At 34.5% G+C, this 1,061-nt stretch carries 1 protein-coding gene and 1 pseudogene; both read right to left on the reverse strand.

The features are described from left to right. A pseudogene (locus E1171_RS00865) lies at positions 1-328 on the reverse strand (PD40 domain-containing protein); the annotation flags it as partial. A gap of 147 nt (positions 329-475) precedes the next feature. After that, the coding region (locus E1171_RS00870) for a TolB family protein (protein ID WP_155203173.1) at positions 476-1,061 on the reverse strand (586 nt) is incomplete at its 5' end.

Below are 1,061 nucleotides of genomic sequence, written 5' to 3' on the forward strand. Positions count from 1 at the left end.
TATCCCATTTGTTTTTTGCATGAGTTAATCTCTTCCTATTCGTACCATCACTATTTATTGTATGAATAGACCAGGTCTTCTTGTCATCATATTTTGCATAAAAAGCGATGCGTTTTCCATCAGGCGACCAAGCGGAATAGCCATTACCACCAGCAAAATTTGTAATTTTAATTTTTGATTTACCTTCTGTATTGGTCAGATAAATATCCCAATTAGTTGATTCATTGGAAGAATAAGCAATCGGATAGGATGTTGATTCAGTTTCACATCCACTACACATTATCAACAGAGAAAGTAAGAGGGATATTGAAGGGTAAATTGATTTCAAGATTTTTTCCTTTTTTGTGATTAATAACCTTCAAAGCCAATGATGGCTTGGGCCTCATCCTTCGTTTTTTAAGTAAACTAAGAGTGCCAATGGTAACGATTCGAAATTTAAATACTGAAGCTCTACTGACTTATAGCTGACTGCTGGCTAACGCTGAAATACCGCATATCCACTATTAGAAATAATTTTTTTTACTGAAGAACCATCCTTATTCATAACATAGATATGTTTATCTTTTTCGTAATCCATGTGTGGTGAATATATTATTTTAGAACCATCAGGGGACCAGGATGGGTACCAATCATCAACATCATTATTTGTTAGTCGTTTTTGATTGGAACCATCTATATTCATCACATAAATTTCAAAATTTCCATCTCTATCAGACATAAAAGCGATTTGCTTGCCATCAGGAGAAACGTCAGGGTGCCAATCCTGAGCTTCATTATCTGTCAACTTAATTATGTTCTTACCATCAATATCAGCTATGTATATTTCACTTTTTTTATTTATCCATTCTGAGTAAAAGACTATTCTACCATCTGGTGTAAAATATGGACCGCAACCTTTTAGTGATTTTATTTGAGTAGGTTCGCTACCATCTGAATTCATAATCCAAATTTCATACTGCCAAATTCCTTCCGAATCTTTGTATTGTCTTGCAAAAGCAATTGTTTTTCCATCCGGAGTCCATGCAGGTGCGCTATCCCATTTGTTTTTTGCATGAGTTAAT

Source organism: Xanthovirga aplysinae, assembly GCF_009711365.1.
Classification (GTDB): Bacteria; Bacteroidota; Bacteroidia; order Cytophagales; family Cyclobacteriaceae; genus Xanthovirga; species Xanthovirga aplysinae.